The organism is Pandoraea communis, from assembly GCF_902459745.1.
GTDB lineage: Bacteria > Pseudomonadota > Gammaproteobacteria > Burkholderiales > Burkholderiaceae > Pandoraea > Pandoraea communis.
Genome location: NZ_CABPSJ010000013.1, coordinates 1 through 5,463, shown reverse-complemented (window position 1 = coordinate 5,463; position 5,463 = coordinate 1). Strand labels below are relative to the sequence as shown.

Here is a 5,463-nt window from a genome sequence, read left to right as displayed (position 1 = left end):
TCAAATAACCCTGAAACAAATGCTTAGGGATTTTATTGGTATCAGGGTTAATCGTGCCAAGAAAAGCGGCATGGTCAATATAACCAGTAGTGTTAACAGTCGGGAGAGGAGTGGCATTAACACCATCCTTCATGAACTTAATCCACTGTTCACCATAAACGTGACGATGAGGGACATAAAAAGTAAAAATGTCTACAGTAGAGTCAATAGCAAGGCCACGACGCAATGGAGAAAGACGGAGAGCGCCAACGGCGTCCATCTCGAAGGAGTCGCCAGCGATAACCGGAGTAGTTGAAATGGTAATAAGACGACCAATCTGACCAGCAAGGAAGCCAAGATGGGAAAGGTCATGCGGCATACGCTCGGCGCCAGTTTGAATATTAGACATAATTTATCCTCAAGTAAGGGGCCGAAGCCCCTGCAATTAAAATTGTTGACCACCTACATACCAAAGACGAGCGCCTTTACGCTTGCCTTTAGTACCTCGCAACGGCTGCGGACGACCAGGGCGAGCGCCAGAACGTTTTTTACCTTTAGACATTACATCACTCCTTCTGCACGTAATTTTTGACGCACGTTTTCTTCTGCGTCAGTAAGAACGTCAGTGTTTCCTGCGCGTACACGCAAGGTAAACGCGAACAATTCAGCGGCTTTAACCGGACGCTCGACGCCATTAATAATGTTTTCCGTAAATTCAGCGCCTTCCATGATGAGACAGGCCGTTTGAATGTTGACGGGATGAACATAATAAGCAATGACGGCAGCAATAAACTCAACAGGAGCAGGAAAGCGAGGGTATCCTACAAAGTCCAGCGTACCATAAACGCAAGCCTCAACGCAGCGACGAGCACGAGAGCGGTCAGTAGCAATCCAAACTTTGTTACTCGTCAGAAAATCGAAATCATCTTCGGTTAAATCCAAAACGGCAGAAGCCTGAATGAGCTTAATAGAGGCCAAAGCGGTCTGGAAACGTACGGATTGTTCAGTAACTTGACTCATGATTTCTTACCTATTAGTGGTTGAACAGCATCGGACTCAGATAGTAATCCACGCTCTTTTAAAATGTCAACAAGAGAATCTCTACCATGAACAAAATGTGACTCATATCTAAACCAGTCCTTGACGAACGTGCCAAGCATATTAAGCCACTTCTCCTCATCCAACGCGTCAGTTTTTGACAGAATCGTTAGTTGATGGCGAAAGGTCGCAAAGTAAGAGCTTCTCGAGCTGCGCAAGGATAGGTCGAATTTTCTCATTTTCCGCCAGCAGTCCACTTCGATTTAATTCGTAAACAAGCAGTAGTAATTCCTGCTTTATCAAGATAATTTTTCGACTCATCAGAAATATCCGAAAGTGTTAACTTCTGCGTCATGGAAGCGATAAAACTCTGCAGGTTGGATACGCCAATCATTTTTATCGAAGCGCGCATAAATTTGAGCAGATTTGTCGTCACAGGTTGCGCCGCCAAAACGTCGGCTACAGTAACTTTTCCCAGCCTCAATCTCATCTCTCTTTTTGCGTTCTGCTTCAATATCTGGTTGAACGGCGTCGCGTCGTAACCCAGCTTGGTAAGTTGGATTAAGCACTCCGTGGACAGATTTGTCATTGTGAGCATTTTCATCCCGAAGTTGCGGCTCATTCTGATTCTGAACAGCTTCTTGGGAAGTAGCGACAGCTTGGTTTTTAGTGAGTTGTTCCATTCTTTAGCTCCTAGACCTTTAGCAGCAAGGTCCATATCTGACTTTTTGTTAACGTATTTAGCCACATAGAAACCAACAGCCATATAACTGGTAGCTTTAAGCGGCTCACCTTTAGCATCAACAGGCCACAACCAACCAGAACGTGAAAAAGCGTCCTGCGTGTAGCGAACTGCGATGGGCATACTGTAACCATAAGGCCACGTATTTTGCAAGCTATTTAACTGGCGGCGATTGCGTACCCGACGACCAAAATTAGGGTCAACGCTACCTGTAGGAAGTGTCCGCATAAAGTGCACCGCATGGAAATGAAGACGGCCATTAGCTGTACCATACTCAGGCACACAAAAATACTGATAGCAGTCGGCGTGTGAATCATTAGCCTTGCGACCCTCGGCAGCAAGAACCATACGACCAATATCACGAAAATAGTCACGCAAAGCATTGGGATTATCATAAAACGCCTCTAATCGGTCGTCAGCCAACGTGAGAGTGTCAAAAACGATAAACCAACCATCAGCATGAGCCTGTCGCATTGCATTCATCAAACGCTGAATAGCAAAGCCTCTACGCGATTTCATAGTGGAGGCCTCCAGCAATCTTGAACACTCATCCTTAATACCTTTCTTTTTGGGGTAATTATACTCATCGCGAATATCCTTAAGAGGGCGTTCAGCAGCCAGCTTGCGGCAAAACTGCGTAACCGTCTTCTCGTTCTCTAAAAACCATTTTTCGTCCCCTTCGGGGCGGTGGTCTATAGTGTTATTAATATCAAGTTGGGGGAGCACATTGTAGCATTGTGCCAATTCATCCATTAACTTCTCAGTAACAGATACAAACTCATCACGAACGTCAGAAGCAGCCTTATGGCCGTCAACATACATATCACCATTATCGAACTCAACGCCCTGCATACGAAAAGACAGAATCTCTTCCAAGAGCTTGATGCGGTTATCCATCTGCTTATGGAAGCCAAGCATTGGGGATTGAGAAAGAGTAGAAATGCCACAAGCCTCAATAGCAGGTTTAAGAGCCTCGATACGCTCAAAGTCAAAATAATCAGCGTGACATTCAGAAGGGTAATAAGAACGAACCATAAAAAAGCCTCCAAGATTTGGAGGCATGAAAACATACAATTGGGAGGGTGTCAATCCTGACGGTTATTTCCTAGACAAATTAGAGCCAATACCATCAGCTTTACCGTCTTTCCAGAAATTGTTCCAAGTATCGGCAACAGCTTTATCAATACCATGAAAAATATCAACCACACCAGAAGCAGCATCAGTGACGACATTAGAAATATCCTTTGCAGTAGCGCCAATATGAGAAGAGCCATACCGCTGATTCTGCGTTTGCTGATGAACTAAGTCAACCTCAGCACTAACCTTGCGAGTCATTTCTTTGATTTGGTCATTGGTAAAATACTGACCAGCCGTTTGAGCTTGAGTAAGCATTTGGCGCATAATCTCGGAAACCTGCTGTTGCTTGGAAAGATTGGTGTTTTCCATAATAGACGCAACGCGAGCAGTAGACTCCTTCTGTTGATAAGCAAGCATCTCATTTTGTGCATATACCTGGTCTTTCGTATTCTGGCGTGAAGTCGCCGACTGAATGCCAGCAATCTCTTTTTGAGTCTCATTTTGCATCTCGGCAATCTCTTTCTGATTGTCCAGTTGCATTTTAGTAAGCTCTTTTTGATTCTCAAATCCGGCGTCAACCATACCAGCAGAGGAAGCATCAGCACCAGCACGCTCCCAAGCATTAAGCTCAGGAAATGCAGCAGCAAGATAATCACGAGTATCCTTTCCTTTATCAGCGGCAGACTTGCCACCAAGTCCAACCAAATCAAGCAACTTATCAGAAACGGCAGAAGTGCCAGCCTGCAACGTACCTTCAAGAAGTCCTTTACCAGCTTTAGCCATAGCACCAGAAACAAAACTAGGGACGGCCTCATCAGGGTTAGGAACATTAGAGCCTTGAATGGCAGATTTAATACCAGCATCACCCATGCCTACAGTATTGTTATCGGTAGCAAGCACATCACCTTGAATGCCACCGGAGGCGGCTTTTTGACCGCCTCCAAACAATTTAGACATGGCGCCACCAGCAAGAGCAGAAGCAATACCGCCAGCAATAGCACCAAACATAAATCACCTCACTTAAGTGGCTGGAGACAAATAATCTCTTTAATAACCTGATTCAGCGAAACCAATCCGCGGCATTTAGTAGCGGTAAAGTTAGACCAAACCATGAAACCAACATAAACATTATTGCCCGGCGTACGGGGAAGGACGTCAATAGTCACACAGTCCTTGACGGTATAATAACCACCATCATGGCGACCATCCAAAGGATAAACATCATAGGCAGTCGGGAGGGTAGTCGGAACCGAAGAAGACTCAAAGCGAACCAAACAGGCAAAAAATTTAGGGTCGGCATCAAAAGCAATATCAGCACCAACAGAAACAACCTGATTAGCGGCGTTGACAGATGTATCCATCTGAATGCAATGAAGAAAACCACCATTACCAGCATTAACCGTCAAACTATCAAAATATAACGTTGACGATGTAGCTTTAGGTGTCTGTAAAACAGGTGCCGAAGAAGCTGGAGTAACAGAAGTGAGAACCAGCTTATCAGAAAAAAAGTTTGAATTATGGCGAGAAATAAAAGTCTGAAACATGATTAAACTCCTAAGCAGAAAACCTACCGCGCTTCGCTTGGTCAACCCCTCAGCGGCAAAAATTAAAATTTTTACCGCTTCGGCGTTATAACCTCACACTCAATCTTTTATCACGAAGTCATGATTGAATCGCGAGTGGTCGGCAGATTGCGATAAACGGTCACATTAAATTTAACCTGACTATTCCACTGCAACAACTGAACGGACTGGAAACACTGGTCATAATCATGGTGGCGAATAAGTACGCGTTCTTGCAAATCACCAGAAGGCGGTTCCTGAATGAATGGGAAGCCTTCAAGAAGGTGATAAGCAGGAGAAACATACGAAGGCGCATAACGATACCACTGACCCTCAGCAATCTTAAACTTCTTAGACGAATCACCAGAACGGAAAACATCCTTCATAGAAATTTCACGCGGCGGCAAGTTGCCATACAAAACAGGGTCGCCAGCAATATCGGTATAAGTCAAAGCACCTTTAGCGTTAAGGTACTGAATCTCTTTAGTCGCAGTAGGCGGAAAACGAACAAGCGCAAGAGTAAACATAGTGCCATGCTCAGGAACAAAGAAACGCGGCACAGAATGTTTATAGGTCTGTTGAACACGACCAGAAAACTGGCCTAACGACGTTTGGTCAGTTCCATCAACATCATAGCCAGATGCCCAGAGATTAGAGCGCATGACAAGTAAAGGACGGTTGTCAGCGTCATAAGAGGTTTTACCTCCAAATGAAGAAATAACATCATGGTAACGCTGCATGAAGTAATCACGTTCTTGGTCAGTATGCAAATTAGCATAAGCAGCTTGCAGACCCATAATGTCAATAGATGTGGTAGAAGTCGTCATTTGGCGAGAAAGCTCAGTCTCAGGAGGAAGCGGAGCAGTCCAAATGTTTTTGAGATGGCAGCAACGGAAACCATAACGAGCATCATCTTGATTAAGCTCATTAGGGTTAGCCTCGGTACGGTCAGGCATCCACGGCGCTTTAAAATAGTTGTTATAGATATTCAAATAACCCTGAAACAAATGCTTAGGGATTTTATTGGTATCAGGGTTAATCGTGCCAAGAAAAGCGGCATGGTCA

General features: G+C 44.6%; 9 protein-coding genes. All 9 read right to left on the bottom strand.

Annotated features, from left to right (window positions below; genetic code table 11):
- The coding region (locus PCO31110_RS26400) for a major capsid protein (RefSeq protein WP_281350649.1) at positions 1–388 on the bottom strand (388 nt) is incomplete at its 3' end.
- Between the two features lie 36 nt (positions 389–424).
- Positions 425–541: a phage DNA packaging protein J gene (locus PCO31110_RS26395; RefSeq protein ID WP_000033471.1), complete on the bottom strand. Its 117-nt coding sequence runs from the start codon at positions 539–541 to the stop codon at positions 425–427.
- Entirely contained in the window at positions 541–999 is a 459-nt protein-coding gene (locus PCO31110_RS26390; RefSeq protein ID WP_000084700.1) for a scaffolding protein D, read from the bottom strand. Before PCO31110_RS26390 ends, PCO31110_RS26395 begins: the two co-directional genes overlap by 1 nt.
- The gene (locus PCO31110_RS26385) at positions 996–1,235 is read right to left on the bottom strand and encodes a phage DNA packaging protein C (RefSeq protein WP_016670801.1); all 240 of its coding nucleotides are present in this window, start codon (positions 1,233–1,235) and stop codon (positions 996–998) included. Before PCO31110_RS26385 ends, PCO31110_RS26390 begins: the two co-directional genes overlap by 4 nt.
- The gene (locus tag PCO31110_RS26380) at positions 1,168–1,320 is read right to left on the bottom strand and encodes a hypothetical protein (RefSeq protein ID WP_435988044.1); all 153 of its coding nucleotides are present in this window, start codon (positions 1,318–1,320) and stop codon (positions 1,168–1,170) included. Before PCO31110_RS26380 ends, PCO31110_RS26385 begins: the two co-directional genes overlap by 68 nt.
- Complete coding sequence (locus tag PCO31110_RS26375) at positions 1,253–2,794, bottom strand: replication endonuclease (RefSeq protein WP_000252566.1); 1,542 nt, start codon at positions 2,792–2,794, stop codon at positions 1,253–1,255. The genes PCO31110_RS26380 and PCO31110_RS26375 overlap by 68 nt, the downstream gene beginning before the upstream one ends.
- 63 nt (positions 2,795–2,857) lie before the next feature.
- Positions 2,858–3,844 (bottom strand): Minor spike protein, encoded by a 987-nt coding sequence (locus tag PCO31110_RS26370; RefSeq protein WP_000466547.1) that lies wholly within the window; start codon positions 3,842–3,844, stop codon positions 2,858–2,860.
- A gap of 8 nt (positions 3,845–3,852) precedes the next feature.
- Positions 3,853–4,380 carry a hypothetical protein gene (locus PCO31110_RS26365; protein ID WP_000487867.1) on the bottom strand — a complete coding sequence of 176 codons (528 nt, stop codon included), beginning with the start codon at positions 4,378–4,380 and terminating at the stop codon, positions 3,853–3,855.
- Between the two features lie 110 nt (positions 4,381–4,490).
- The coding region (locus PCO31110_RS26360; RefSeq protein ID WP_150691765.1) for a major capsid protein at positions 4,491–5,463 on the bottom strand (973 nt) is incomplete at its 5' end.